The sequence below is a fragment of the Vibrio sp. 1078-1 genome (genome assembly GCF_033340475.1).
Window position 1 is genome coordinate 1 of record NZ_JAWOWM010000308.1, and the last position, 727, is coordinate 727.

Below are 727 nucleotides of genomic sequence, written 5' to 3' on the forward strand. Positions count from 1 at the left end.
GCTGTCGACCGCATCGTTGGTGTGCAACGTACTCAATACTAAGTGACCAGTTAATGCTGCTCGCAAGCCAATCTCTACCGTCTCTTGGTCACGCATCTCACCAATCAAAATGATGTCTGGGTCTTGGCGTAAGAAGGTGCGTAGCACGCGTGAAAATGTCAGGTCGATCTTGCTGTTGATCTGTACTTGCGTGATGCGTGGTAAACGGTATTCCACCGGATCTTCTGCGGTGATGATCTTTTTACCCGGTTCATTGAGCTCACTCAACGCGCCGTAAAGTGTCGTGGTTTTACCCGATCCCGTAGGGCCAGTTACCAAAATCATGCCATGAGGGCGAGATAACTGACGGCGCAAGCGCGCCAGTAGCTCAGGCGGTAAACCCGATTCTTCTAATGGACGTAAACCTGACGACTGGTTAAGCAGACGCATTACGACCGATTCACCGTACTGAGTCGGTAACGTCGACATACGAATATCAATCGATTGACCACGAACTTTGATGTTGAAGCGACCATCTTGTGGCAGACGCTTCTCAGAAATATCCAAGTGCGCCATCAATTTAAGGCGTAATACCAATGCAGAAGCGATGTTCACTTCGTTCAGAATAGTTTCATGCAGCACACCATCGACACGCTGGCGTAAACGCAGGACTTTATCGTCTGGTTCGATATGGATATCCGATGCACCAACTTGCACCGCGTCTTCAAACATCGAATTAACCAGTTTT

General features: G+C 48.8%; 1 protein-coding gene. It reads right to left on the minus strand.

The annotated features are described in order from the left end of the window. A partial coding sequence (locus tag R7190_RS27265; RefSeq protein ID WP_318137855.1) for a GspE/PulE family protein occupies positions 1-727 on the minus strand: 727 nt, incomplete at both ends.